25 protein-coding genes are annotated in these 23,822 nt (G+C 69.9%); 8 read left to right on the top strand and 17 right to left on the bottom strand.

What is annotated here, in order from left to right:
- The first annotated feature begins 33 nt into the window (after nucleotides 1–33).
- On the top strand, nucleotides 34–795 hold the full coding sequence (locus tag ACWKZU_RS09285; protein WP_449282041.1) for an SDR family NAD(P)-dependent oxidoreductase: 762 nt from the start codon (nucleotides 34–36) through the stop codon (nucleotides 793–795).
- Between the two features lie 56 nt (nucleotides 796–851).
- On the opposite strand, the gene ACWKZU_RS09280 is transcribed toward ACWKZU_RS09285, so the two are convergent.
- From ACWKZU_RS09280 to ACWKZU_RS09245, 8 genes are all read right to left on the bottom strand, one after another.
- A complete protein-coding gene (locus ACWKZU_RS09280; RefSeq protein WP_449282040.1) occupies nucleotides 852–2,210 on the bottom strand; it encodes a M24 family metallopeptidase in 1,359 nt (452 codons plus the stop codon).
- A gap of 138 nt (nucleotides 2,211–2,348) precedes the next feature.
- A complete protein-coding gene (locus tag ACWKZU_RS09275; protein ID WP_449282039.1) occupies nucleotides 2,349–3,461 on the bottom strand; it encodes a ketopantoate reductase family protein in 1,113 nt (370 codons plus the stop codon).
- A 54-nt stretch (nucleotides 3,462–3,515) separates the two neighbouring features.
- The gene (locus tag ACWKZU_RS09270; RefSeq protein WP_449282038.1) at nucleotides 3,516–4,745 is read right to left on the bottom strand and encodes an MFS transporter; all 1,230 of its coding nucleotides are present in this window, start codon (nucleotides 4,743–4,745) and stop codon (nucleotides 3,516–3,518) included.
- 67 nt (nucleotides 4,746–4,812) lie between these two features.
- Nucleotides 4,813–5,703 carry a sugar phosphate isomerase/epimerase family protein gene (locus ACWKZU_RS09265; RefSeq protein WP_449282037.1) on the bottom strand — a complete coding sequence of 297 codons (891 nt, stop codon included), beginning with the start codon at nucleotides 5,701–5,703 and terminating at the stop codon, nucleotides 4,813–4,815.
- Between the two features lie 70 nt (nucleotides 5,704–5,773).
- Nucleotides 5,774–8,275 (bottom strand): ATP-binding cassette domain-containing protein, encoded by a 2,502-nt coding sequence (locus ACWKZU_RS09260; protein ID WP_449282036.1) that lies wholly within the window; start codon nucleotides 8,273–8,275, stop codon nucleotides 5,774–5,776.
- Nucleotides 8,276–8,352: 77 nt separating this feature from the next.
- Nucleotides 8,353–9,462, bottom strand: coding sequence for a substrate-binding domain-containing protein (locus tag ACWKZU_RS09255; protein ID WP_449282035.1), 1,110 nt, complete (start codon nucleotides 9,460–9,462; stop codon nucleotides 8,353–8,355).
- 51 nt (nucleotides 9,463–9,513) lie between these two features.
- Nucleotides 9,514–10,536, bottom strand: a complete 1,023-nt coding sequence (locus ACWKZU_RS09250; protein WP_449282034.1) for an ABC transporter permease — start codon at nucleotides 10,534–10,536, stop codon at nucleotides 9,514–9,516.
- A gap of 247 nt (nucleotides 10,537–10,783) precedes the next feature.
- A complete protein-coding gene (locus ACWKZU_RS09245; protein ID WP_449282033.1) occupies nucleotides 10,784–11,563 on the bottom strand; it encodes an SDR family NAD(P)-dependent oxidoreductase in 780 nt (259 codons plus the stop codon).
- 213 nt (nucleotides 11,564–11,776) lie between these two features.
- On the opposite strand from ACWKZU_RS09245, the gene ACWKZU_RS09240 reads away from it, so the two are divergent.
- The 7 genes from ACWKZU_RS09240 to dcd all read left to right on the top strand — a co-directional run bounded on the left by ACWKZU_RS09240 (nucleotide 11,777) and on the right by dcd (nucleotide 17,025).
- Complete coding sequence (locus tag ACWKZU_RS09240; protein ID WP_449282032.1) at nucleotides 11,777–12,223, top strand: VOC family protein; 447 nt, start codon at nucleotides 11,777–11,779, stop codon at nucleotides 12,221–12,223.
- Nucleotides 12,224–12,340: 117 nt separating this feature from the next.
- Nucleotides 12,341–13,063 (top strand): SDR family NAD(P)-dependent oxidoreductase, encoded by a 723-nt coding sequence (locus ACWKZU_RS09235; protein ID WP_449282031.1) that lies wholly within the window; start codon nucleotides 12,341–12,343, stop codon nucleotides 13,061–13,063.
- A gap of 67 nt (nucleotides 13,064–13,130) precedes the next feature.
- On the top strand, nucleotides 13,131–14,222 hold the full coding sequence (locus ACWKZU_RS09230; protein ID WP_449282030.1) for a ketopantoate reductase family protein: 1,092 nt from the start codon (nucleotides 13,131–13,133) through the stop codon (nucleotides 14,220–14,222).
- On the top strand, nucleotides 14,219–14,527 hold the full coding sequence (locus tag ACWKZU_RS09225) for a Dabb family protein (RefSeq protein WP_449282029.1): 309 nt from the start codon (nucleotides 14,219–14,221) through the stop codon (nucleotides 14,525–14,527). The genes ACWKZU_RS09230 and ACWKZU_RS09225 overlap by 4 nt, the downstream gene beginning before the upstream one ends.
- Nucleotides 14,524–15,579 (top strand): ketopantoate reductase family protein, encoded by a 1,056-nt coding sequence (locus tag ACWKZU_RS09220; protein ID WP_449282028.1) that lies wholly within the window; start codon nucleotides 14,524–14,526, stop codon nucleotides 15,577–15,579. Before ACWKZU_RS09225 ends, ACWKZU_RS09220 begins: the two co-directional genes overlap by 4 nt.
- Before the next feature lie 58 nt (nucleotides 15,580–15,637).
- A complete protein-coding gene (locus tag ACWKZU_RS09215; RefSeq protein WP_449282027.1) occupies nucleotides 15,638–16,351 on the top strand; it encodes a helix-turn-helix domain-containing protein in 714 nt (237 codons plus the stop codon).
- Nucleotides 16,352–16,419: 68 nt separating this feature from the next.
- Entirely contained in the window at nucleotides 16,420–17,025 is a 606-nt protein-coding gene (dcd, locus tag ACWKZU_RS09210; RefSeq protein WP_449282026.1) for a dCTP deaminase, read from the top strand.
- 93 nt (nucleotides 17,026–17,118) lie between these two features.
- On the opposite strand, the gene ACWKZU_RS09205 is transcribed toward dcd, so the two are convergent.
- The 9 genes from ACWKZU_RS09205 to ACWKZU_RS09165 all read right to left on the bottom strand — a co-directional run bounded on the left by ACWKZU_RS09205 (nucleotide 17,119) and on the right by ACWKZU_RS09165 (nucleotide 23,822).
- Complete coding sequence (locus ACWKZU_RS09205; RefSeq protein ID WP_449282025.1) at nucleotides 17,119–19,107, bottom strand: cytochrome c oxidase assembly protein; 1,989 nt, start codon at nucleotides 19,105–19,107, stop codon at nucleotides 17,119–17,121.
- Nucleotides 19,108–19,231: 124 nt separating this feature from the next.
- A complete protein-coding gene (locus ACWKZU_RS09200; protein ID WP_053383214.1) occupies nucleotides 19,232–19,510 on the bottom strand; it encodes an HU family DNA-binding protein in 279 nt (92 codons plus the stop codon).
- A 330-nt stretch (nucleotides 19,511–19,840) separates the two neighbouring features.
- Nucleotides 19,841–20,146 carry a 30S ribosomal protein S14 gene (rpsN, locus tag ACWKZU_RS09195; protein WP_017884002.1) on the bottom strand — a complete coding sequence of 102 codons (306 nt, stop codon included), beginning with the start codon at nucleotides 20,144–20,146 and terminating at the stop codon, nucleotides 19,841–19,843.
- Between the two features lie 2 nt (nucleotides 20,147–20,148).
- Nucleotides 20,149–20,316 carry a 50S ribosomal protein L33 gene (rpmG, locus tag ACWKZU_RS09190; protein WP_017884003.1) on the bottom strand — a complete coding sequence of 56 codons (168 nt, stop codon included), beginning with the start codon at nucleotides 20,314–20,316 and terminating at the stop codon, nucleotides 20,149–20,151.
- On the bottom strand, nucleotides 20,316–20,552 hold the full coding sequence (rpmB, locus tag ACWKZU_RS09185) for a 50S ribosomal protein L28 (RefSeq protein WP_105805590.1): 237 nt from the start codon (nucleotides 20,550–20,552) through the stop codon (nucleotides 20,316–20,318). Before rpmB ends, rpmG begins: the two co-directional genes overlap by 1 nt.
- Before the next feature lie 271 nt (nucleotides 20,553–20,823).
- Nucleotides 20,824–21,459: an amino acid synthesis family protein gene (locus ACWKZU_RS09180; RefSeq protein WP_449282024.1), complete on the bottom strand. Its 636-nt coding sequence runs from the start codon at nucleotides 21,457–21,459 to the stop codon at nucleotides 20,824–20,826.
- Nucleotides 21,456–21,878, bottom strand: coding sequence for a cupin domain-containing protein (locus ACWKZU_RS09175; RefSeq protein WP_449282023.1), 423 nt, complete (start codon nucleotides 21,876–21,878; stop codon nucleotides 21,456–21,458). Before ACWKZU_RS09175 ends, ACWKZU_RS09180 begins: the two co-directional genes overlap by 4 nt.
- 1 nt (nucleotide 21,879) lies before the next feature.
- Nucleotides 21,880–22,992, bottom strand: a complete 1,113-nt coding sequence (locus ACWKZU_RS09170) for an ABC transporter ATP-binding protein (protein ID WP_449282022.1) — start codon at nucleotides 22,990–22,992, stop codon at nucleotides 21,880–21,882.
- A 29-nt stretch (nucleotides 22,993–23,021) separates the two neighbouring features.
- Nucleotides 23,022–23,822, bottom strand: coding sequence for an ABC transporter permease (locus ACWKZU_RS09165; RefSeq protein WP_449282021.1), 801 nt, complete (start codon nucleotides 23,820–23,822; stop codon nucleotides 23,022–23,024).

The following is a 23,822-nucleotide window of genomic DNA, read 5'->3' as shown; positions in this document are numbered from 1 at the left end:
CTGGAGAACATCGCACACACGAGAGGAAATCACATGAACAGCACGCAGAAGGTCGCCGTGGTGACCGGCGCCGCACAGGGCCTCGGGGCCGCCGTCGCGCACGAGCTCGCCTCGCGAGGCTTCCGGATCGCGGTCGCCGACGTCAACATCGATGCCGGCCGGGAGCAGGCCGAGCGCATCGAGGAGCGCACCGGCACCGAGGCGATCGCACTGCGGGTGGACGTGGCGGTGTCCGCCGACCTCGCAGCCGCGGCCCAGCAGGTGCTCGCCCGGTTCGGCCGTGTCGATGTGCTCGTCAACGCGGCCGGGATCGCGGAGCAGTCGGCGAGCATCGCCGTCCCGGACGAGACCCTGGAGCACGTGCTCGGGGTGAACCTCTTCGGCACGATCGTCGCCTGCCGCGAGTTCGGACCGGCGCTGATCGGGAGTTCGGGCGCGGTCGTCAACTTCTCCTCGATCGCCGCGTTCGCCGGGGTGCGCCCGGAGGTGCACGTCGGCTACGACGCCTCCAAGGCGGGTGTCGTCGCGGCCACCCGCACGCTCGCGGTCGAGTGGGCGGGGCACGGCGTGCGGGTGAACGCCGTCGCGCCGGGGTACGCGGCGACGCCGATCCTCGACGGGGTCGGTGCGAACAGCCCGGAGACCGTGGAGAGCTGGCTGTCCCAGATCCCGCAGCGCCGGCTCATGCAGCCCGCCGAGATCGCCAAGGTCGTCGCCTTCCTGGCCTCCGACGACGCGAGCGCCATCACCGGCCAGACCATCATCGCCGACGGCGGCTACCTCGCGTCGAAGTAGGGCGGACGACGCGAGCGGGGCCCGGGATCCCCGGGCCCCGCTCGCGTGCGCCCGGCCTACGCCTCGCCGCGGCCCCAGGGGGTGTTCAAGTGCGACTGCGAGTCGCGCAGCGTCGCGAGGTCGAATCCGACGGCGTGGTACTTCGGGCCCGCCACGAGCAGCTCCTCGGCCGGGAACTTCGTGATGACCTCGCACCCGTCGGCGGTGACGACCACCTCCTCTTCGATGCGGGCGGCGCCGATCCCGTCGGCGGAGGGCCAGTACGTCTCGAGCGCGAACACCATGCCCTCGACGAGCACCTCCGGGTGATCGAACGACACGAGGCGCGAGAAGATCGGCTTCTCCCAGATCGACAGCCCGACGCCGTGCCCGTACTGCAGTGCGAACGCCGCCTCCTCGTCGGGGAATCCGAACTCCTCCGCCTTCGGCCAGACCGCGACGATGTCGGCGGTCGTGGCTCCCGGCCGCACCAGCGCGATCGCACGATCCATGTATTCGCGAGCCCGCTTGTAGGCGTCGACCTGCGCGCGGCTCGCCGACCCCACCGCGAACGTGCGGTAGTAGCACGTGCGATAGCCCTGGTGGCTGTGCAGGATGTCGAAGAAGGCGGGATCGCCGGGCCGGATCAGACGATCGCTGTACACGTGCGGATGCGGCGAGCAGCGCTCGCCGGAGATCGCGTTGACGCCCTCGACGTACTCCGAGCCGAGATCGTAGAGCACCTTCGAGACGAGGCCCACCGTCTCGTTCTCGCGAACGCCGGGCTTCAGGAACCGGTAGAGCTCGTCATAGGCGGCGTCGACCATGGAGGCCGCCTGCGTGAGCAGCTGGATCTCCTCCGTCATCTTGACGGCGCGCGCATTGAGGAACACCTGCTGCCCGTCCACGACGGAGATCCCGGCCCGCTGCATGGCGGCGAGGATCGGCATCTCGACGATGTCCACGCCCAGCGGTTCGCCGAGCAGCCCGAACTTCTCGAGCTCGCGACGGATCTTCCGCGCGACCTCCTCAGCGATCCCGGCGTCGGGGTGGAACGCGCCGCGCAGCGTCGAGATGCCGGCCCGGGCACCGGACTCGGCGCGCGGTTTCACGGCGCCGTGATGCGGCTGATGCGGATCCGCGTCCATCTCGGTCGTCGTCGTGTGCAGCCAGGGGTTGTAGAGGTCGTGGTGCTTGGCGGCGGATCCGAAGTCCCACACGATCGGATCGCTGTTGCGCGTGATGAGCGAGAATCGGATCGCCTTGTCCATGGCCCAGGTGCCGATGTGCGTGGAGGACATGTAGCGGATGTTCGAGAAGTCGAACGCGAGCAGGGCGCCCAGGTCGCTCTTCTCCAGTTCGGACCGCAGCCTCGCGACCCGACCGCTGCGCAGCACGTCGCGATCGATCCGCTGCTCCCAATCGACCGCGTTCATACCGTAAGTCGGAATCGGCATACCACCACACCCTTGTCGTCGCGTATTGCAGGTAACAGATACTGAACCCTTTTGTTCAGCAAGACTAAACGTTTGTGAAGCTGGACGCAAGTCCCGCGGGGCCGCGAGCTTCGACCCTCATTCGGGGAACCGCGTGCCCGCGCGCGGGGCGCTGCGCTCTCGCGCGCGCACCGGGACGGGCTCGCGGAGCGCGCGCCGCATGAGCGCCACATGCGCCGTGCTCGGCTGCAGCAGCCCCACCTCGATCTTCCGCGCGATCTCGACGATCGCGGAGTTGACGGGCGTGGGGATCCCGTGCTCGCGGCCCGCGCGCACCACCTCGCCGTTGAGCTCGAACACCTCGCTCCGCCGCTGCTTCATCCAGTCCTGCAGCACGGTCGCACGCGAGTGCGGCAGGATGTAGTTCTGCACCAGCTCGTCGAGGATCGTCGCGACATAGGTGTCGGGGGACGCCGCCGCATCGCCCTCCATGCCGAAGATGGGCCGGATCGTGAGCCCCTGGGCCCGGGCGACGGCGATCGCCTCGTCGCCCGCCTCGAGCATCACCTCCCGCATCCCCTCGAAGCGCGCGCACTCGGAGATCGAGAGGTCGAGCACGGCCGAGGTCACGAGCTCGGCCGCGTTCAGCACGAGCTTCATCCACTTCGCCGACTGGATGTCCCCCGTCTCCTCGACGACACCCACGTGGCGCATGAGCTCCGCGACCGGCGCCACGTGCCGCTCGGCGCTCTCGTCGAGGGCCCCGACGGCGAACCAGGAGCGGTCGCGGCCGGAGTGCCGCTCGGCGAGACCCGGCTCGTACATCGCGGAGGTCACCTCGATCACCGCGCCCAGCGTGCGCTCGGCGCCCACGACATCGGCGATCACGGTGGCCGTCATGCCGTTCTGCACTCCGACGACCACGGAGTCATCGTGCAGCAGGGGCCTGATCAGCTCGGTCGCCCAACGGGTGTCGTAGGCCTTCACCAGCAGCAGCACCACATCGAACGGCTCGCGCAGCTCCGCGACCTGGCAGAGATGATAGGCGGGCACCCGCGTGGTGACGATCTCGCCCTCGTGCCCGTGCTGCACCCGCACCCCGTGCTCGCGGATCGCCTCGACGTTCGCCGGCCACTGATCGATGAAGGTGACATCCACGCCGGCGTCGGCCAGATCGGCGCCGATCACCGAGCCGTTCGCCCCCGTTCCCAGCACGGCCACGCGAGGGGAAGCGGTTCGCGCCTCACTCATGTGCACATCTCCTCAGAACTCGTGCGTCGATCGCGACGCTAACGTTAATAAATACTAAACATGTACTGCAGAACTTACCATCTTGTCGCGCGCGGCGCCTCCCCCGGCGAGCAGTACCAGGCCGATCCCGTAGAGGCCCAGCGCGGCGATCACGACCGCCTGGGCCCCGAAGGCCGCAAGACCCGCCCCGCCGGCGAGAGCGCCTACGAAGCTTCCGAGGTTGATGGTCCCCGGCGCGAGGGAGGCCGCGAGGCGGGGACGACGACGGGCCAGGCGCAGGTACACGACCTGCGCGCCGGGCGTCAGCGACCCGAGCCCCGCACCCACGAGGAGCATCCCGGCGATGGCGAGCGCGCTCGTCGTCGCGCCTGCCAGAAGCAGACCTGCGCCCAGGAGCCCGGAGGCGCCGCTGAGCAGCAGGATCAGGGGCGCGGAGCGGTCCGCGATCACCCCGCCCCCGAAATTACCGATGTTCATGCCGACGCCGAACGCGAGCATGAGCACCGAGACCGGGATCGACGGCGGAACACCCTGCACATGCGCCGACACCGGAGCCACGAAGGTGCTGACGGCGAAGGCGCCGCTGGCGAGGCTCGTGATCATCACGATCGCCGACACCAGTCTCCGCCCGCCCCCGCGCGCCCGCTGCACCCGCAGCGCCTCCGCGCCCTCCGCCGCACGGGGAACGATCCTGGCGAGCGCCAGCAGCGGCACCGCGAAGAGCGCGGCGCACACGACGAGCGCCGCCCGCCAGCCGGCCTCGCTTCCGAACGCGATCAGCACGGGCACGCCGAGCACGTTCGACAGGGTGAGGCCGCCGACCACGATGGCGGCACCTCGGCCGTGATGCCGGGAGCCGAGCGCCCGGGCGGCCATCAGCGAGGCGAGCCCGACGTAGCTCGCGTGCGGAAGGGCGGCGATGAAGCGCAGCGCGATCGCCACGGGCAGGGTGGGAGCGGCCAGCGTGAGCACCGTCAGCAGCAGCATCGCGGCCGCGCAGACCGCGACGATCGCGCGCTCCGAGAGTCGGCGCAGGACGACGGGCATGAGCACCATGCCCGCGACCACCCCGAGCGCGTAGCCCGACGCCATGCCGCCGGCGGCCGCCACCGCCGAGTCCGGGTGCGCCGAGAAGTGCGCGGGCGCGAGGTCGGCCGCGATCTCCGGCAGCAGCCCCATGACCAGGAACTCGCTGACGCCGATGCCGAAGGAGCCGCACACGAGCGCCGCGATGAGCACGCGCTGCGCCCCGCGACCGCTCGCGCGACGCGATCCGCTCGTCATCGCGCCCCCTCTCCCCGGGCGACCGCACGAGCCCGCCGGCGGGCCGGCCCGGGATCGGCCATGGCCGTCAGCGCTGCGCGCTCTGGCGGTCGGCCTCGGCGAACACGCGCCGGGTCGCGTCGATGGCGGAGGCGACCTCGTCGCCGAGGGACTTCCGGCGATGCTCGGCGGAGAGGATCTCGACGCCCCAGGCTCCGGTGAAGCCCAGCTCCCGGATCACGTTGATGAAGCGCGGGACGTCCCAGTCGCCCTCGCCGGGCAGGCGGCGCTCGTTGATCGTGTCGGCCCACAGCGCCTCATCCGAGTCGCCCGGCGCCGGCTCGAGCGCATCGTTGAGCTCCACCGCGAAGAGGTGGTCGGGATCCAGTACCGTCAGCAGCTCGTCGGGAGTGTCGCCCGCCCGGTAGACGTGCCAGATGTCGACGATCAGCCCGCCGTTCCGGTTGCCGACCCCGCTCACGAAGCGCGATGCGCTCGCGGCGTCGGAGAAGTTGGTGAAGGGGAGGAACTCCATCGCGATCCTCGCGCCCGCGTTCCGGGCCTCGTCCGCGAGCCGGTCGAACTCCTCGCCCATGACGTCGAGGTCGGCCTCTCTGGCGTACATCTTGCCCGCGACCTTGATGGTCTGGGCCCCCAGCACCTCGGCCGCCTCGAGCAGGTCTCTGCGCCGCGCGTCGGAGGCCCGGCGCTCCTCGCCAGCCGTCCACCAGTTGCCGAGGAACTCGACCTCCACGAACTCGAGCCCGACGGCGCGGATCTCCTCGGCGAGGCGCTCCAGGCCGATCGTGCGCGCGGTCTCGACGAGGTCGGCGTGCACCAGCCCGAGGCCGCTCCAGCCCGCCTCGGCGACGGCGCGCACCCGGTCCAGGATGTCGAACGGCGAGCGCTCGTCCCCGCTCTCCGGGAAGGCGTCGCCCGCGTGCGTCCAGCAGGAGGCGAGCAAGGGCGGAACGGACATGGTGTCTCCTCGTCGTCGGGGGGGGGTGGATGGCGGCGCCGGTGAGGCGGTGCCGGTCAGACGGTGCCGGTCAGGCGGCGACCCGGTTCTTCACGCGGGCGCGCACCACCGAGTACACGATCGCGGCCGCCAGGATCATGATGCCCTGCAGGAAGTACTGCCAGGACTGGTCCAGCTTCAGGAAGAACATCGCGTTGAGCACCTGCACCAGCAGCAGGGATCCCAGGAGGCTGCCGACGAAGGTGCCGCGGCCTCCGAAGAGACTCGTCCCGCCGAGGACCACCGCGGTGATGCTGGTGAGCGTGTAGTTCACGCCCTGCGCCGCGTCGCCCACCCCCAGCTGGGCCATCAGCATCAGCGCGCCCAGCAGGGTGAGCAGCGAGCAGAAGATGTACGCCGCGATGACCGTGCGGTTGATCTTGACGCCGACGCGCCGAGCGTTGGGCTCGTCCGAGCCGATGGCGCGGAGCCTCCAGCCCCAGCGGCTCCGCTTGAGCGCGAACTCGAGCCCGACGGCCAGGAGGATCAGCACCACGAAGGCCACCGGCACGACCCCGAGGATCTTGAACTGGATGGCGTCGGACACGGCCCGGTCGATGTTCCCGCCCGGCGTGGGCCGCAGGATGAAGCTGAACCCCTGGAGCGCGAAGTACGTCGCCAGCGTCGCCGCGATGGCCGTGAACCTCAGGTATCTGATGAGCAGGCCGTTGACGAGACCCGTGGCGACGGACACGAGGATCATGGCGGCGAGACCCAGCAGCATCGACCCCGCCGTCGCACCCCCGGAGAAGTGGAACGAGGCGATGACGACGAGCAGCCCGGCCAGCGGCCCGACCGACATGTCGATCCCCGCCAGCAGCAGGGACATCGTCTGCCCGAGGGCGATGAACCCGAGTGCGGCCGTCAGCGTGAGGATCGATGTGATGTTGAAGGCGTTCAGATACTTGTCGTTCTGCGTGAGGATGTAGGCGCCGAGCCCGAGGATCGCGACGGCGAGCAGCGCCACGGGAGCGTAGTCGCCCTGCAGGAATCGGGAGATCCTTCCCGAGCCGGCCCGTTCGGCCGAGACGGTCCGCAGGCTCGCGGTCCGCGACGTGACCGCCGTGTGCACCATGCGCTCCTCCTGGATCTCGTCGCCGGTGAGCTCGGCGGCCGTCTGACCGCGCGACAGCACGATGACCCGATCGCACAGCCCCTCGAGCTCCTTCGCGTCGGACGAGGCGACGATCACGGGCGTGCCCTGCGCGGAGATCTCGCGGATGATGCGGTAGAGCTCGGCGCGGGCCCCGACGTCCACACCCTGCGTCGGCTCGTGCGCGAGCACGAGCCGCGGGCCGGAGAGCACGGTGCGCGCCATCACCACCTTCTGCTGGTTGCCGCCGGAGAGCGACGACACCTCCGCGTCGAGCGACGGCGCCTTCACCGCCAGCGACCGCAGCTGCTCGGTGACGAGGTCGACCTCCTGGCGCCGGCTCAGCAGCGGACCCTTGCGGAAGCGCTTGAGGGCGGAGATCGCCGCGTTCTCGCGCACCGTGAGCGGCATGATCAGCCCCTCGTGGTGGCGATCTGCGGGCATGTATCCGGAGGCGCGCAGCAGATCCTTCGAGCTGAAGTCGCGACCGTCGATGAGCACCCGTCCCTCGTGCGGGGCCAGGCCGGCGAGCGCGCGCATGAGCTCCTCCTGCCCGTTGCCGACCACTCCGGCGATCCCGACGATCTCTCCGGGCAGCGCCGAGAACGAGATGTCGTGGATGCCGTCCGCGCTGAGATGCTCGACGACCAGGTTGGGCTCGGCCGGACCGCCGCCCCGCTTCTCGGGGAAGGTCGATGCGAGTCGCCTGCCGACGATCAGTGCGAGCATGTCTTCATCGGTGACCTCGTCGATGAGCGCGTCGGCGCGGGCGACGTGCCCGTCCCGCAGCACGGTGACGCGCCTCGCGAGTTCCCGCACCTCCGCCATCCGGTGCGTGATGTACACGATCGCGGTCCCCTCGGCGGTCCACTCGGCGACCAGATCGAAGAGCATCTCGACGGAGTCGCTGCCGAGCGGGGCGGTCGGCTCGTCGAGCACCAGCACCCTCGGGTGCACGGCCAGCGCCTTGGCGATCTCGAGCAGGTGCTTCTGCGCCACGCTGAGGTTCTCGACGCGATCCGAGAGGTGCACGTTGAGGCGCACGCGCTTGAGCAGCTCCTCGGCCACGTCCCTGCTCGGACGGCCGGCGAACACCGCGGGCGGCAGCGCCACGCGCAGATTCTCCAGCACGGTGAGGTCGGGCAGCACGGCCGGGTGCTGATGCACGATCGCGATCCCGAGCCCGGCCGCCTGCGTCGGCGTGAGCGCCTGGAACTCCTCCTCGCCGATGGCGATCGCGCCGCCGTCGGGGGCCAATGAGCCCGTGGCGACGTTCATCAGCGTGGACTTGCCCGCGCCGTTCTCGCCGAGAAGCGCGTGCACCTCGCCCGCGTAGATGTTGAGGGACACGTCCGTGAGCGCGGGAACCCCCGCGAAGCTCTTGGCGATCCCGCGAAGAGACATGACCGGCGTCTGCGGGGTGGCGTCGCTCTGCTGCACGTTGCTTCCTTCGAAATGTCGTTGATCGTGAGCGAGTCGGCGGGGATCCGGTCGGATCCCCGCCGACTCGACCGGGGTCAGCCGCCGATGAGCTCCGCCTGCTCCTCGCCGGTCAGGGCGGAGGAGGACAGGTAGGTGTCGTCGGGCAGGTCGGGGTTGCACTGCACCGGCTTGTCATCCGAGGTCGAGTCCTCGAAGACCCCGCCGACGTAGGCCTCGTCGCCGGGCACCTCGCCGCCGGTGGCGCGGGCCGCGGCGTGCTGGACGGCGAGCGCGATGTTGTCGGTGCCGGTCTTGATCGTCATCATCTTGAAGTCCGGGCTCGACTCCTGGTGCGCCTCCCAGAAGCAGCCGAGCACGTTGCCGTCGGAAGCCGCGAGCGCCGGGATCGAGCGGCCGCTCTTCTCGAACTCGGGCAGAGCGCCGACGAGCGAGGGGCCGTAGTCCGACACGATGACGTCGATCTCCGGATGCTTCGCGATCGCGGCGGTCAGCACCTGCTGCGTCTTCGAGGGGTCCCACTCGGTCACCTCGAAGGGCTGCTCCCCGATGAACTCGTACTTCGAGTCGCTCAGCACCTCGTCGAGGCCCGCCTTCTCGTCGAGCCCCTGGGTGGTGCCGGCCGGACCGCTGAGGAAGAGGACCTTGGCGCCGTCGGGGAACTGCTCCTTGATCCAGTTGCCGAAGGTGCGTCCGTCCTCGACGTAGTCGGCGCCGATCCAGATGTCGTAGTCCTCGCCGGCCGCGCCGCCCACGCCGTCCCGGTAGGGCACCGTCACCACTCCGGCCTCGTACGCCGATCGCAGCGCGGGGAGCACCGCCTCGCCGGAGGCCGTGTGGACGACGATCGCATCGGAGCCGGTCGCGACCGCGCCGTTGATGTCCGAGATCGCCTTCTGCGTGTCGCCCTGACCGTCGATGACCTCGAAGGAGGTGATGGTCGGGCACTTCGCCGCCTCGATCCGCGCCGTCTCGGCCGCGATCATGCGCCAGCCGTTCACGATGTAGCCGTCGAGGAAGGTCAGGCTGGCCTCGTCCGGCCCGCACCACGCGGGTGCGTCCGCGTTGGCCGCGCCTCCGCCGGCCTCTCCGCCCGCGGTGTCGCCGCCGCCCGAGCAGGCGGTCAGCAGGAGCAGGCCCGCCGAGAGCGCCGCTGCTCCCGTCAACAGTCTCTTGTTGAGTTTCATGTGATTCCTTTCGTCTGAACGCGGTGTTCTGGTTGAGGTTCGATGCCGGGATCAGACCGCCGCCGGGCGGGCGGCGCGATCCGCGCGCCCCGCGATCCAGCGCCGGACCCTGCCCCAGTCGATGGTGTAGATCGCGACTCCGATCACGAAGGCCGCCGCCTGCATCAGCGTGCGGGCCGCGTAGGGGATCCCGAGCGCGAGCGAGAACTGCTCGAGCTGGGTGAGGAAGAAGGCGGCGACGATCGTGGCGACCGGATATCCCCGGCCGCCCCGCAGGGAGGTGCCCGCCAGCACCACGACCGCCACGGTGGGCAGCAGGTAGTTGTTGCCGAGATAGGGCGTGGGCTGCGTCACCACACCCGCGAGGATGAGACCGGCGAAGGTGTACAGCAGCTGGGCCCCGATGTAGGCCCCGACCTTGTGCGTGCGCACGCGGAGACCCATCGAGCGCGTGGCGTCGGGGCTCGCCCCGATCCCCTCGAACCGGCGGCCCACGACCGTCTTCTTCAGCAGCAGCGAGACGAGCACCAGCGTGACGAGCAGCAGCAGGAGGGTGTTCGGCACCCCGAGCACATTGCCGTTGGTGATGCTCTGGAGCAGCGATGTCGTCGTGCGGGGCACGCCGCCCGATATCACCAGGACGGCGCCGAACATGAGGCCGTTGGTGCCGAGCGTGGTGATGATGGCGTTGAGGCCCATGACCCCGACGAGGAAGCCGTTGACCGCGCCCCCCACCAGGGCGAAGGCGACGCAGTAGAGCACTGCGAGGCCGAGCCTGCTCGAATCGCCGTTCGTCACGTGGGTGGCGAGCACCACCGCGAGGGACACCGCCCCCGGCACCGAGAGGTCGATGCCGGCCTGCTGCACGACGAGCATCTGGCCGAGACCGGCGATCGCGAGCACCGACGCGAAGGGGATCACACCGAGCAGCACGTTCGGCGCGAGGCTCGACGGCGCGAAGACGAGGCCGAGGAGCAGCACCCCGGCGAGGGCGATGACCATCGTGATGAGCCCCTGCGATACGGGGAACCGCGCGCCCGACAGGGCGCGCGTCTCAGACGGATCTGACGTCATCGTTTCTCCTTTGAAAACCTGTGCCGTCCGGCGACCGACCGAGTCACCGTTCAACGTTGAGTAGGACTATACAGATGAACACACAAGTGCAGAACTGGTGAACATTGTTTCGATGCTGTTTCGTTACATCCGGTCGCGAGGGCGCACCCCGCCGCGAGCCGCCGCCCGCGGGGCGCCCCGTTCGGAGTGTCCCGTGACGCCGAACAGCGGATCCGGGACGGATGCGCCCCGCGAGGGGCCGCGTCGGTCAGACCAGGATCATCCCGCCCTCGATGGGGATGATCTGACCCGTGATGTAGTCGGAGTCCGGGGCCGCGAGGAAGATCGCGGTGGGCACCAGGTCCTCCGGCTGGGCGGGACGGCCGAGCAGGATGTCGCCCGACATCGACGCGAAACCGGAGTCGCCCTCGCCGATCGCCTCGAGGTCGGCGTCGAGCTTGTCCCACAGCGGAGTGGCGACCACGCCCGGCGCCATGCCGTTCACGGTGATCTGCTGCGGCGCCAGCGCGCGAGCCGCCGACTGCGTGAGCGCGATCACCGCCGACTTCGCGGCGCTGTAGGGCGCGAAGTTGGGGAAACCGGTGCGGCCCGCGATCGATGCCGTGTTGATCACCTTCCCGGGCGTGCCCTGAGCGATGAACTGCTTGGCCGCCTCCTGGGTGCCGATCAGCACGCCGAGCGCGTTCACCTTCATGATGAGCTCGAAGTTCGCCTCGGTGATGTCGAGGAACCGCAGGGGCGCGTTCATCCCCGCATTGTTGAAATAGGCGTCGATGCGCCCGAATCGCTCCACCGCCGCCGCGATCGAGGCGCGGACGCCGACGCGGTCGGTGACGTCGGCCTGCACGCCGATCGCCGACCCTCCGGCGTCTTCGATCTGCCGCGCCACCGCCCGCGCCGCATCGGCGTCGAGGTCCGAGACGACCAGGTTGGCCCCCTCGGCGGCCATGCCGCGGCTGATCCCGGCCCCGATGCCGGATCCCGCACCGGTCACCACGATCGTGCGACCCTCGAGTCTTCCCGTCATGTTCAGCTCCTTTGCTCTTCGCACGGCACCAGGCACGGCGCCCAGCGTTCACTATAACTACACCCCAGGGCATTGCGCGAGGGGTTTGCGCCTTCCCGCCGAAACGCCGGTGCGCCTCGGCGCGGCCTTCTGCGGATGCCGGGCTATTGAACATCCGCGGACAATGTTGTTCACTGGCAGTGTTCACAACACCGGTCGAGCAGAGGAGTTCGCATGCCCTTCACCGTCGAAGGCGTCCACCACATCGGAATCACCGTCCGGAACATGAAGCGCTCGTTCGAGTGGTACCGCACGATGTTCGGCCTGGAGCCCGGCCCCGTCAACCACAACGAAGGGGCCGCGCTCGAAGCGGGGGTCGAGGTGCCGGGCGCGGTGCTCGACTACTCGATGATCGAGATCGGGTCCACCCGGATCGAGTTCCTCGAGTACGCCGAGCCCGAGGGCGACGACTTCGCGCTCCGCAACTGCGACGTGGGGGCGGCCCACATCTGCCTGCAGGTGGACGACATGGACGAGGCGTATCGAACACTCACCGAGCGCGGAGCGGTGTTCAACGCACCGCCGGTCAGGCTCGAGGACGGCGCCCTCGCCGGCTCGCAGTGGGCCTACCTGCGCGATCCGGACGGCGTGCAGCTCGAGCTGTGGCAGTGGCCGCGCTGATCGCCGCCGAGGCGCCGCGCGCACTTCGCCCACCCCGGCTTGACAGCAGCACTCAACACATTGTCTACTCTTACTAAACAAATCTGAGGCGGGCGACCGCCTGCATGGAGGAGAGCAATGAGGCTTCAGGGAAAGATCGCGCTCGTCACGGGGGCGGCCGGCGGGATCGGCCGGGCGACGGCGGAGCGGTTCGCCGAGGAGGGCGCCGAGGTGTACGCCGCCGATGTGCAGGCGGCGGCCCCCTACGAGTCGGACGCGATCACGTACGTGCAGCTCGACGTGACGGACCTGGGGCAGTGGGAGCGCGTCGTGAGCGAGATCGTCTCGGCGCGGGGCAGGATCGACGTGCTGTTCAACAACGCCGGAGTGGTCAAGGCCTACGAGCCGGTGAGCGAGATCTCGCTCGACGACTGGAACCTCGTCGTCGACGTCAACCTGAACGGCGTCTTCTACGGATGTCGCACGGTCGTTCCCGTCATGGTCGAGAACGGTGGCGGATCGATCATCAACACCTCCTCGATCTGGGGGATCGCGGGCGCTGCGGGAGTCTCCGCGTACACCGCCTCCAAAGCCGCCGTGCGGTCGCTGAGCAAGAACGTCGCCCTCTCGTACATCGGCGACGGCGTACGCTGCAATTCGCTGCACCCGGGCCTCATCGACACGCCCCTCATCGACGCGCAGGCCCCCGACATCACGGCCGACGTGCTCGCGAAGGTGCCGCTCGGCCGGCTCGGATCACCCCGTGAGATCGCCAACGGCGTCCTGTTCCTGGCGAGCGACGAGTCGAGCTACATGACCGGCGCGGAGCTGGTGCTCGACGGCGGCTACACGGCCCAGTAGAGCGCAGACGAATCGGCATGATCTCGATGAGCCCCGACCCCACCACCCGACCGTGCGAGGCGATGCAGTGAGCGATCAGAGAATAGCGGTGCTGGGCGCCGGAGCGAACGGCGCGTCCATCGGCGCCGACCTGGTTCGGGCCGGGCTCGATGTCACCCTCATCGACCAGTGGCCCGCCCACGTCGAGGCGATGCGCGCGAGCGGGCTCACCGTCGAGATGCCGGACCGCACCGAGGTCACTCGGGTGGACGCCCGCCACCTCTGCGAGGTCGCGGAGCTGCGAGAGCCGTTCGACATCGTGTTCATCTCGACCAAGACCTACGACACCCGGTGGTCGGTGGAGCTCATCACCCCCCTGCTGCACGAGGGATCGATGGTGGTGGGCCTGCAGAACGGCATGACGATCGATACGATCGCCGACGTCGTGGGGCCCGAGCGCACCATCGGAGCGGTGCTCGGCATCGCCGCGAACCTCTTCGACCCGGGGCACGTGGTGCGTCAGTACGCCCCGGAGGACACCTGGTTCGGCGTGGGCACCCTCGACGGCGCGCGCACCCCGCAGCTGGACGCGGTCGCCGAGACCCTGCGCCACGCCGGGAGGACCGAGATCTCGGACGACATCCGCTCGTCCAAGTGGATGAAGCTCATCGCCAACATCCCCGAGATGCTCCCCTCGGCCATCCTCGGCGTCCCGCTCCTCACGGCCGTCGCGCAGCCGGACATGCGCGCGGTCATGGACGCGGCGGCTCGGGAGGCCTACCGGCTCGCCATCGACGCCGGCATCACGATGCTGCCCATCTTCGGCAAGACCGCGGCGGAGGTGCCCGATTCGGACCAGTACGCACTCGACCTGCTCGACGCCGTACTCGAATCGTTCTCCCGGCCGGACACGCGGGTCGCGGTGCTGCAGGACTGGGAGAAGGGGCGACGCGCCGAGCTCGACGGCTTCAACGGCTACATCGTCGAGCTCCGCGAGCGCCTCGGCGGGGAGGCGCCGGTCAACGAGGCGATTCTCCGGATCGGCGAACGCATCGAACGCGGCGAGCTCGTCCCCAGCCTGGCGAACGTGAACCTCATGCGCGCCATCATCCGCGAACCCGTGGCCGTGCCCGCCCGAACCGCCGCGCGCCCCGCCCAGCGCAGAATGGAGCTCCCGTGATCCGCCACATCGTCACCTTCAAGTTCTCAGCCCGGGACGCCGCAGGCCGAGCGCGCTCCGCCGAGGCGCTGAGGGCCGCCCTGGAGCCGCTCGCCGACCGGGTTCCGGGAGTGCAGTCGCTCGAGATCGGCGTCGACGACGCCGCGGTCCCGGGGCACTGGGACGCCGTGCTCGTCTCGCATCACGACTCGTACGAGGCGCTGGCCGACTATCAGGTGCACCCGGATCACGTCGCCGCGCTCGCCGTGGTCGGCGAGCTCGTCGCCGAGAAGTCCGTGGTCGACTACGAACTCGCGCCGGCATGACCCCCGTCCGTATCGCGGTATTCGGCGCGGGCGCCAACGGGGGCGCGATCGCCGAGGGCCTGCAGCACGCGGGAGCGGACGTCACGGTCTACGACCCCTGGCCGGCCCACGTCGAGGCCATGCGCGAGCACGGACTGCGGGTCGATCGCGCGGGCGAGGTGCGCGTCACGCCGATGCGGGCCCGGCATCTCTGCCGGCTCGCCGAGCCGACCGAGTCGTTCGACCTCATCGTGCTCGGCGTCAAGGCCTACGACACCGTCTGGGCATGTGAACTGCTGCGCCCGCACCTGGCCCCGGACGGCTCGATCGTCGCCATCCAAAACGGCATCACCCTCGACGCGGTCGCCCGGGTCTTCGGGTCGGACCGCAGCGTCGGCGCCGTGGTCGAGGTCGCGGCGAACATGTTCCATCCGGGCCGCATCGTGCAGGAGGCGCCGCTGTGGCTCGCACTGGGCGGGGAGACTCCCGCCGCGCAGGCGCGCGCCGAGGCCATCGCCCCCGTGCTGCGGGCCGCGGCGGATGTCGTCACGACTCCCGACATCCGCTCGGCGAAGTGGATGAAGCTCGTCGCCAATGCCTGCGAGCTCGTGCCGTCGGCGATCCTGGACCTTCCGCTCGCGGAGGCGATCGCGCTGCCGGGGATGTACGAGATGATGCTCGCCACCGGCCAGGAGGCGCTCGATGCAGCGCTCGCGGACGGACGGCGCATCGTGCCCATCTTCACCCGGGAGGCGGACCCGGAGACGCTCACCCGCGACGCGTACGTGGAGCATCTGCTCGGGGTCGTCCTCGACGCGTACACGTTCCCCTCCACCCTGACGACCGTGCTGCAGGACTGGCGGAAGGGACGTCGCGCCGAGATCGACGATCTCAACGGACGCGTCGTCGCGACGGCGGGCGGGAAGGCTTCCGCGCCGCTGAACAGTCGTGTGCTCGCACTCGCGCAGGCCATCGAACGCGGCGAGGCCGAAGCGGGGGTGCACAACCGCGATCTCCTGCTGAGCGGTGGGGCCGGCCCTGTGCAGGTCCGCTGTGAAGTTACACTGAAGTAGTCACACGTCCGGTACCCCGGTGCTGGAGACGTACAGTCAACACAATAGGAGAGACCTCATGTCGGATTCCATCGGTGCACGCCTCAGGGAGGCGCGGGAGGCACGCGGCATGAGCTTGCGCTCGCTCGCCTCCGCGATCGGCGTTTCTCCCAGCCTGCTCTCGCAGGTCGAGACCGGGAAGACCAAGCCCTCGGTCAGCACGCTCTACTCCCTCGTGTCGCAGCTCGACATCTCCACGGACGCGCTGCTGGGACGCGAGGATCCGTCGCGCCTGCGGCAGGTGGCGGAGCCGCAGCAGGTGGTGCAGGTGCCCCATGTCGTGCCGCGGCCGATGACCCCCTTCCACTACCAGGCCTCGGATGAGAACCCCACGCTCGAGATGGACAACGGGGTGAAGTGGGAACGGCTGTCGGTGCTCGAGGGCACCGATGTCGAGGCGCTCCGGGTCACCTACCAGCCCGGGGCCTCGAGTTCGATCGAGGGGAAGCTGATGCGCCACTTCGGAGTGGAGCACGTGTACCTCCTGAGCGGTGAGCTCACGCTCAAGCTCGAGTTCGACGAGCACCTCATCCGGGCCGGCGACTCGATGGCCTTCGATTCCCAGCGCGCGCACCTCTTCGTGAACAACGGCAACGAACCGGTGGTCGGCATCTGGTACGTGTTCGGCCGCGCGGCGGCCGCGCAGGCCACGGCGGAGGAGAAGCGCCGGGAGGGGTCGGCCCCGTCTCAGCTGAACTCGGCCGTCGACGTGCTCCGGGCCTTCCGCGACTGATGCCTCCGGGCGGGCGCTCGGGGATCGGCGGCCTCTGGGGCGCCCCGCCCTCGCGCTAGAATCGTCACGTGCTGCTCTCAGATCGCGACATCAACGCCGAGCTCGGTTCCGGGCGCATCAGCCTCTCGCCCAGCGACCCCTCGATGGTGCAGCCGTCGAGCGTCGACGTGCGGCTCGACCGCTACTTCCGGCTCTTCGACAACCACAAGTATCCGGTCATCGACCCCGCCGAGGAGCAGCCCGAGCTCACCCGGCTCATCGAGGTCGACCCCGAGGAGGGGTTCATCCTCCACCCCGGCGAGTTCGTGCTCGGCTCGACCTTCGAGCAGGTCGGCCTGCCCGACGACATCGCGGCCCGCCTCGAGGGCAAGAGCTCGCTCGGCCGTCTCGGCCTGCTCACCCACTCCACGGCCGGCTTCATCGATCCCGGCTTCGAGGGGCACGTCACCCTCGAGCTCTCGAACGTCGCCACCCTGCCGATCCGCCTCTGGCCCGGTATGAAGATCGGTCAGCTCTGCTTCTTCAAGCTCTCCTCCCCCGCCGAGCGGCCCTACGGATCGGGGGCGACCTTCTCTCGCTACCTCGGGCAGCGCGGGCCCACGGCGTCGCGCTCGCACCTCAACTTCCACCGCGCCGACGTGACCGTCAGCGACGAGGGCCAGCTCGGAGGCTGAGGCCTCCCCGCGGGGCGATCGGACGCTGCGCTTCCGCTCCAGCGACGCGCCCGTTCCGCGGTCCCGGCGCGGTGGCACCGCCGCGTCGGGCAGTCAATCGCGATGCGATTGGCTGCCGGCCCGACGCGCCAGCATCGCGTTGTAGGCCTCGAGCTCGGCGTCGCCCGAGCGATCCGCGGCCCGGTCCTTGCGCTTCTGCTCCTTGGCGTCGCTGCGCGACCACTGCACGGCCACGATGAGCGCGAGCGCGAGCGTCGGCAGTTCGCCGATCCCCCAGGCGATGCCGCCCCCGGTCGCCTGATCCTCGAGCGGCGTCGCCCCCCAGGTGCGCCCCATCGCGCCGTACCAGTCGGCGAGCATCAGCCCGTCGCCGGTCATGAGGGTCACCCCGAAGAACGCGTGCGAGGCCATCGTGGCGAAGAGGGTGACGAGCCGCAGGGGATACGGGAAGCGGTAGGGCACGGGATCGATCCCGATCATCGACAGGCTGAAGAGGTAGCCCGAGATGAGGAAGTGGATGATCATCCACTGGTGCCCGAGGTGCTCGGAGGCGGCCCAGCGCGCAATCGGCGTGAAGTAGAACACCCACAGGGAGCCGGCGAAGACGACCGCCGCGACCGCCGGGTGCGTGATGACCTTGGAATAGGGGGTCTGCACGGCCCACAGGATCCACTCGCGTCCGCCCCACGAGCCGTCGGTGCGCTTCTCGGCGGCCCGCAGCGCGAGGGTCACCGGGGCGCCCAGCACCAGCACGAGCGGGATGAGCATCGTCAGCATCATGTGGGCCAGCATGTGCACGCTGAAGAGGTACTGCTCGTAGGCGTTGAGCGCGCCGTTGGTCGTGTAGAAGAGCAGCAGCATGCCGAGGGTCCACGCGATCGTGCGGCCGACCGGCCAGCGGTCGCCGCGGCGGGCGAGCCGGAGCGCGCCGGCGAGGTAGAGCGCGATCCCGAAGGCGCAGACGAGCGTCCAGGCGAGGTCGAACTTCCAGGTGGTGAGGTAGCTCGCGGGTGTGAGCTCCGGAGGCAGCGGATCGCCCGTGAGCCACTCGGCCGGGCCGATCCGGTCGCCCTGATCGCGCGCGGGCTCCAGCGCCACCGGCGTGGCCGTGCGCCCGAGCGCCCCCGCGATCCCGCTCGCGACCCCCATCACGGCGAGTTCGGCGAGCACGAACCACATGAACGCGCGATCGCCCCGGGCCGAATCGGCGATGCGCGGGATCAGCCGCGCCCGCTGCACCGCGCCGAAGCCGCCGAGCACCACGAGCGCCGCGGTCTTGATCAGCACGAGCTGCCCGTAGCCCGTGCCGAGGAGCGCGTCGAGGGATCCCACGCGCAGCCACGCGCTCACGACCCCCGAGGCGGCGACGCCGATGAACGCGAAGAGCGCGAGTGCGGAGTAGCGGGCGGCGAGCACGGAGAGTCGCCGGCGATCGGTGACGCGGCCCACGAAGACGAGCGTCAGCAGGCCTCCCAGCCACACCGCCGCGCCGATGAGGTGCACGAGCAGAGAGTTGACCGCCTGGCCGTGGCCCGAGGCGCCCGCCGCGTGCCCCTGCTGGGCGAGCGGCAGGGCCGTGGCCATCGCGGCCACGAGCACGAGGAGCGTGAGCCGGCGCTCCCGGATCGCGAAGGCCAGGACCGTGGTGACGGCCGCGAGCAGCAGCTGGATCAGCCACAGCTGCCCCAGTTCGACCTCGGTGACGAACTGGGCGAGCGCCGCCCCGAAGCTCGCCTCGCCCGAGAAGGCCAGGCCCGAGACGTCCACGAAGGTGAGGATCAGCGTCGCCGCGCTGGCCACGGTGAGCACCGCCGCGGATCCGGCGGCGAGATCCATCGCCACTCGGGCCTCGCGCCGCTCGCTCGAGAGCGCCCACACCGTCATCACCACGGAACCGATGAGTCCGGCCATCGAGAGGTTCACGAGCGTGCGCATCACCGGCATGCCGAAGCGCACCAGCGCTCCCGGATCGGCCAGGGTGCGCTCGGCCGCAGCGCCCCCGATCCCGAGCCCCACGAGGAGCGCGGCGAAGGTCGCCGCGATCAGCAGGGCGGGAGCGAGAACGCGCAGGTATCGTGGCACCCCTCAAGCCTACGCGCCGCCGGGTGGGAGGGCGCCCGGGGACGGCGGGGCGGGCCGTCGCCCCGGACACGCAGAAACCCCCGGGCGGTGACGAGCACCGACCGGGGGTTTCCGAGGAGGCGTGTTACTTCACGGCAGCCTTGAGCTTCGAGCCGACCGACACCTTCACGCGCTTGCCCGCGGGGATGTCGATGGTCTCACCGGTGCGCGGGTTGCGGCCCGTGCGAGCAGCGGTGGTCGCGGTCTCGAAGGAGATCCAGCCGGGGATCGAAACCTTGTCGCCACCGGCGACGGTCTCGGAGACGGCGGCGAAGAAGCCGTCGACGACGCTGGAAACAGCGGCCTGGCTCTGGCCGGTCTCGGCAGCGATCTTCGCGACAAGCTCAGTCTTGTTGAGTGCCATGTTGTGTCCTTCCAGGGCGAAGACGCAATGCCCCCCAGCCCCTGATCGAGTTCAGGTATCCCTCCCGGTTTGGAAGGGTCCGATCGGTTGATCGCTACGAATCTACCCCAATTCGGCAGAATTCTGCGGAACTTCGCTGGGATTTCGCGGTGCGGCGTGTCGCGCGGGCCCGATCGCGGCCTTCGCGGCTCCCGAAACGCACCACGGGCGCGGATCCCGAAGGATCCGCGCCCGTGGTGAAACGCAGCCCCGCCGCTCGGCTCGGCCGCATCCGGAACGGCCTGCGCGTCGGCTCGAACGAGCCCTGCGACGGCAGGAGGTCCGTCGTGCTTACCAGCTCGACTTGGTGATGCCGGGCAGCTCGCCGCGGTGCGCCATGTCGCGGAAACGCACACGCGAGACGCCGTACTTCGACAGCACGCCGCGGGGGCGGCCGTCGATGACGTCGCGGCTGCGCACGCGCACCGGCGAGGCGTTGCGGGGCAGCTTCTGCAGGCCCACGCGTGCGGCCTCGCGGCTCTCGTCGGTCCCGTTGGGGTCCACGAGGGCCTTCTTCAGCTCAGCGCGCTTCTCCGCATAGCGGTCGACGATCGCCTGGCGCTGCTTGTTCTTCGCAATCATGCTCTTCTTCGCCATGATTAACGCTCCTCTCGGAACTCGACGTGCTTGCGGATGACCGGATCGTACTTCTTGAGCACGAGACGGTCCGGGGTGTTGCGACGGTTCTTCTTCGTCACGTAGGTGAACCCGGTGCCTGCCGTCGAGCGGAGCTTGATGATCGGACGTACGTCCTTGTCCTTCGCCATTAGAACTTCACCCCACGCTTCTGCAGATCAGCCACGACGGCGTCGATGCCACGGGCATCGATCACCTTGATGCCCTTGGCCGACAGGGTGAGGGTCACCTTGCGGCCGAGCGACGGCACGTAGTAGGTCTTCTTCTGGATGTTCGGATCGAACCGGCGCTTGGTGCGACGGTGCGAGTGCGAGATGTTGTGACCGAAGCCGGGAACGGCGCCGGTCACCTGGCACACTGCTGCCATGGTGTTTCCTCTCATACCGTGAGACCGGACGGCCTCACCCAAGATTTCTTGTCTGCAGGAACCCCGGCCTGACGAGTCATTCCGGTCTCGAGCCGAGCGGCTCCCGCGGTCTGCGCACTGGGACGGCGCACAGCCAAAGACCAACTCTATGTCAGGATCCGCATCCGCGCAAGCCGGGCGTGTCGCGCGAGATCGCTCGGCGGACGCGGAAGCGTCTCTCGCCGACGGGAGCCGCCGGCCGCGCGGCGGGATCCCGGCCTCGGCGAACCTCTCAGTCCGTCTCCTCGATGCGGAGGCCGAGGCGCGCCGCCCGTCCGCGGAAGTCGGCGAGGCGCACGACCGGGTCGGTCGTGCGGTCCCCGATGCGGGCGTGCGGTCGCCCGCCGGTCGCCGCCGCCACGGCGATGACCAGCTCGTTCGCGGCCGGCGCGTCGGGAACCGAGAACCCGAACGATACGAAATGCGATCGGAGGCCCGAGGTCACCGTGTCGGCGAGCGGAACGGTGAGCCGCGTTCCAGGCGCACCCCGGGTGTCGGCGTAGCTGATGTACTGATCGCTCAGCAGCCGCTCCCTGATCACGTTGCCGAAGTACGGGGTGTGGAGGAAGGCCGAACCGTGCTCGAGTTCGCCGTCGGCCCCGACGATGGCGCCCTTTCCGTACGCGGCGACCCGGTCGGCTCCTCCGAACGACGCGATGATCTCCTCGGTGAGCAGGAGCGCGAGTTCGGGCGCCAACCTGCGCACCTCCGGTCCCAGGTCCTCGACGTAGCGCCCGGCCCAGGGATTCTCGATCACCGCCGCGGCCGCGCAGAGCCGGAGCTCTCCATCGAGCGCCCTCCCGCCCTCGATGAAGACGCGCTCCGTGGTCGTCGAGAGTTTGCGAATGCGCAGCTCCGCGATGGTCATGCGATGGTTCCTTCCTCTGTGCGCCGGGTCGGGACGCTCCCGGCGGCGGCTTCCTCGGCTTCGGCGCGGGACGCGAACCACTCGGTCCCCCCAGGGGTGAGCGAGAACTGCGTCCACGCACCCGTAGCGGCCGCCCCGTGGGCGTGGATGGTGCCCGGCGGGCACCACAGGCGGTCACCCGGAGCGAGTTCCCAGCGATCGCCCCCGAGTTCCTCCGCCCAGCCGACCCCGTCGATGGATTCGAGGTACTGGCCCTGATCGTGACGATGCCATCCGCCGACGTCGGCGCCGGCCCCCATTCGCACGAGGAACAGGCTCGCACCCGAGCCGGCCGGAGCCAGCGGCGTGAACGTCACCGGGTCGCCGGCCTCCGCGTCGGGCGGGGCGACGGCCGGTTCCACTCGGACGGTCCGCGACACGTCACGCCTCCCTCGGCACGACGACGCTGCGCGCGGGTTCCCAGCTCAGCATCACGCCGCGCCCCGGCTGGACCTTCGCCGCTTCGCGGTGCGAGAGCCACAGCAGGCACGGCGAGCCATCGGCGAATCGACCGCTGCAGCGCAGGCGGTCCCCGAGGAAGACGATCTCGTCGAACACCGCGGAGACGCGATTGCCGTCGCGCGCGCCCGGTTCGACCACATAGCCGTCCTCCGGGCGCAGCACCAGCCGCACCGGTGCGCCCTCGGCCAGGTCCCCCGTCGCCCGCGCCGACGCGGTCTCGCCGTTGCCGAGGGAGAGCGCGACAGCCCCGTCCGCCTCCACCGCGGCGACCGTCGCGTCGACGAAGTTCGCGGCACCGAGGAACTTCGCGGTGAAACTCGAGTTCGGCGACTCGTAGATCTCCGTCGGGGTGCCCACCTGAGCGATGTCGCCGTCGCGCATGATCACGATGCGATCGCTGAGCGCGAGCGCCTCCTCCTGATCGTGGGTCACGAACAGCACGGTGGTGCCGATCTCGCGGTGCAACCTCCTGATCTCCTCCTGCATCTGCGTGCGCAGCGACTTGTCGAGCGCGCTCAGCGGCTCGTCCATCAGCAGCATCGGAGGATTCGACACGAACGCCCGGGCGAGCGCGACCCGCTGCTGCTGACCGCCCGACAGCTGCGCCGGCCTGCGCTGCGCGAGATGGTCGAGCGAGACCGACTCGAGTGCGGCGAGCGCTCGCTTGCGCTTCGCCGATCCCGCTCCGCCCTCGCGCTTGAGCGGATACATCACGTTCTCGAGCACCGACATGTGGGGGAAGAGCGCGTAGGACTGGAACACCATGCCGAGACCGCGTCTGTGGGTCGGCACGCGAGTGATATCCGTCGTGCCCAGGAGGATCCTGCCGGCCGTCGGCGTCTCGAAGCCGGCGACCATGTTGAGCGTCGTGGTCTTGCCCGAACCGCTGGGCCCGAGCAGCGTGAGGAACTCGCCCGGCTGCACCGAAAGACTGACGTCGCGCACCGCGAGCACGTCGCCGTAGCGCTTCTGCACTCCGACGAGCTCGAGCCCGACCGGCTCCCGCCGGTGTTCATGTTCAGATCGATCCATGATGATTCCGTTTCTCAGTCGCTGATGATTCATCGTGCGCCCCGCCGTTTCGCGATCCGGTTCAGCGCGAGGCTCAGTCCGAGCAGGACGAAGGTCGCCAGTGTGAGCACCGTGGCGGCGACCGGGACGACCGGGTTCAGCTCGTAGGTGATGCTGGCGAACATCTTCACCGGCAGGGTGGGCTCGCGGTCCCCCGCGACGAACATCGCGATCACCGGCTCGTCGAGCGAGACCATGATCGAGAGCAGCGTCGCCGCCCCGATCCCGGGCATGATGACCGGGACCACGATTCCCAGGAACGCGCGCACCGCACTCGCGCCGTGCACCCGCGCCGCCTGCACCAGCTTGAAGTCGAAGGTGCGCAGCGAGGCCGTCACCGTCGTCACGACGAACGGGATCGCGAGGCCGACGTGCGCGAGCACGACGAGGGGCAGCCCGCCCTGCACGCGCAGGAGCAGCACGAGGAGGTACAGCGCGAAACCCGAGATCACGACCGGGACCATCATGGGCATCATGATGATGGGGTCCGCGAGGCGGCCCGTGCGCGCGTGCGCGCGCACCATGGCGTACGCGGCGAGCGTGCCGAGCGGCACCGCGAGCACGGCCGTGCAGCCCGCGACCACCAGGCTCCTCGTCAGGGCGGCGGTCCAGGCCGGGTCGGAGAAGAAGCGCTCGACCCAGCGCATCGAGAATCCCGGGGGCGGGAACTCGAGGAACATGCTCGAGCTGAACGCCATGGGGATCACCGCGAGGGCGGGAAGTATGAGGTAGGCGGCGAGGAGCAGCGCGAGGGCGACTCCGAGGATCCGCGTGAGGGTGCCCTGCGGCAT

The organism is Leucobacter sp., from assembly GCF_053528595.1.
The sequence above is the reverse complement of the archived record's forward strand: the minus strand, read 5'-3'. Positions and strand labels throughout refer to the sequence as shown.

Excerpts from the sequence above, each read along its gene's own strand:
- ACWKZU_RS09265 (WP_449282037.1), bottom strand. The coding sequence starts at position 5,703 with ATGTCCGTTCCGCCCTTGCTCGCCTCCTGCTGGACGCACGCGGGCGAC.
- ACWKZU_RS09165 (WP_449282021.1), bottom strand. The coding sequence starts at position 23,822 with ATGCCGCAGGGCACCCTCACGCGGATCCTCGGAGTCGCCCTCGCGCTG.
- ACWKZU_RS09240 (WP_449282032.1), top strand. The coding sequence starts at position 11,777 with ATGCCCTTCACCGTCGAAGGCGTCCACCACATCGGAATCACCGTCCGG.
- ACWKZU_RS09180 (WP_449282024.1), bottom strand. The coding sequence starts at position 21,459 with ATGACCATCGCGGAGCTGCGCATTCGCAAACTCTCGACGACCACGGAG.
- ACWKZU_RS09215 (WP_449282027.1), top strand. The coding sequence starts at position 15,638 with ATGTCGGATTCCATCGGTGCACGCCTCAGGGAGGCGCGGGAGGCACGC.
- ACWKZU_RS09220 (WP_449282028.1), top strand. The coding sequence starts at position 14,524 with ATGACCCCCGTCCGTATCGCGGTATTCGGCGCGGGCGCCAACGGGGGC.
- ACWKZU_RS09270 (WP_449282038.1), bottom strand. The coding sequence starts at position 4,745 with ATGACGAGCGGATCGCGTCGCGCGAGCGGTCGCGGGGCGCAGCGCGTG.
- ACWKZU_RS09275 (WP_449282039.1), bottom strand. The coding sequence starts at position 3,461 with ATGAGTGAGGCGCGAACCGCTTCCCCTCGCGTGGCCGTGCTGGGAACG.
- ACWKZU_RS09170 (WP_449282022.1), bottom strand. The coding sequence starts at position 22,992 with ATGGATCGATCTGAACATGAACACCGGCGGGAGCCGGTCGGGCTCGAG.
- rpmG (WP_017884003.1), bottom strand. The coding sequence starts at position 20,316 with ATGGCGAAGGACAAGGACGTACGTCCGATCATCAAGCTCCGCTCGACG.
- ACWKZU_RS09200 (WP_053383214.1), bottom strand. The coding sequence starts at position 19,510 with ATGGCACTCAACAAGACTGAGCTTGTCGCGAAGATCGCTGCCGAGACC.
- rpmB (WP_105805590.1), bottom strand. The coding sequence starts at position 20,552 with ATGGCAGCAGTGTGCCAGGTGACCGGCGCCGTTCCCGGCTTCGGTCAC.
- ACWKZU_RS09280 (WP_449282040.1), bottom strand. The coding sequence starts at position 2,210 with ATGAACGCGGTCGATTGGGAGCAGCGGATCGATCGCGACGTGCTGCGC.
- ACWKZU_RS09285 (WP_449282041.1), top strand. The coding sequence starts at position 34 with ATGAACAGCACGCAGAAGGTCGCCGTGGTGACCGGCGCCGCACAGGGC.
- ACWKZU_RS09255 (WP_449282035.1), bottom strand. The coding sequence starts at position 9,462 with ATGAAACTCAACAAGAGACTGTTGACGGGAGCAGCGGCGCTCTCGGCG.
- ACWKZU_RS09245 (WP_449282033.1), bottom strand. The coding sequence starts at position 11,563 with ATGACGGGAAGACTCGAGGGTCGCACGATCGTGGTGACCGGTGCGGGA.
- ACWKZU_RS09250 (WP_449282034.1), bottom strand. The coding sequence starts at position 10,536 with ATGACGTCAGATCCGTCTGAGACGCGCGCCCTGTCGGGCGCGCGGTTC.
- ACWKZU_RS09235 (WP_449282031.1), top strand. The coding sequence starts at position 12,341 with ATGAGGCTTCAGGGAAAGATCGCGCTCGTCACGGGGGCGGCCGGCGGG.
- rpsN (WP_017884002.1), bottom strand. The coding sequence starts at position 20,146 with ATGGCGAAGAAGAGCATGATTGCGAAGAACAAGCAGCGCCAGGCGATC.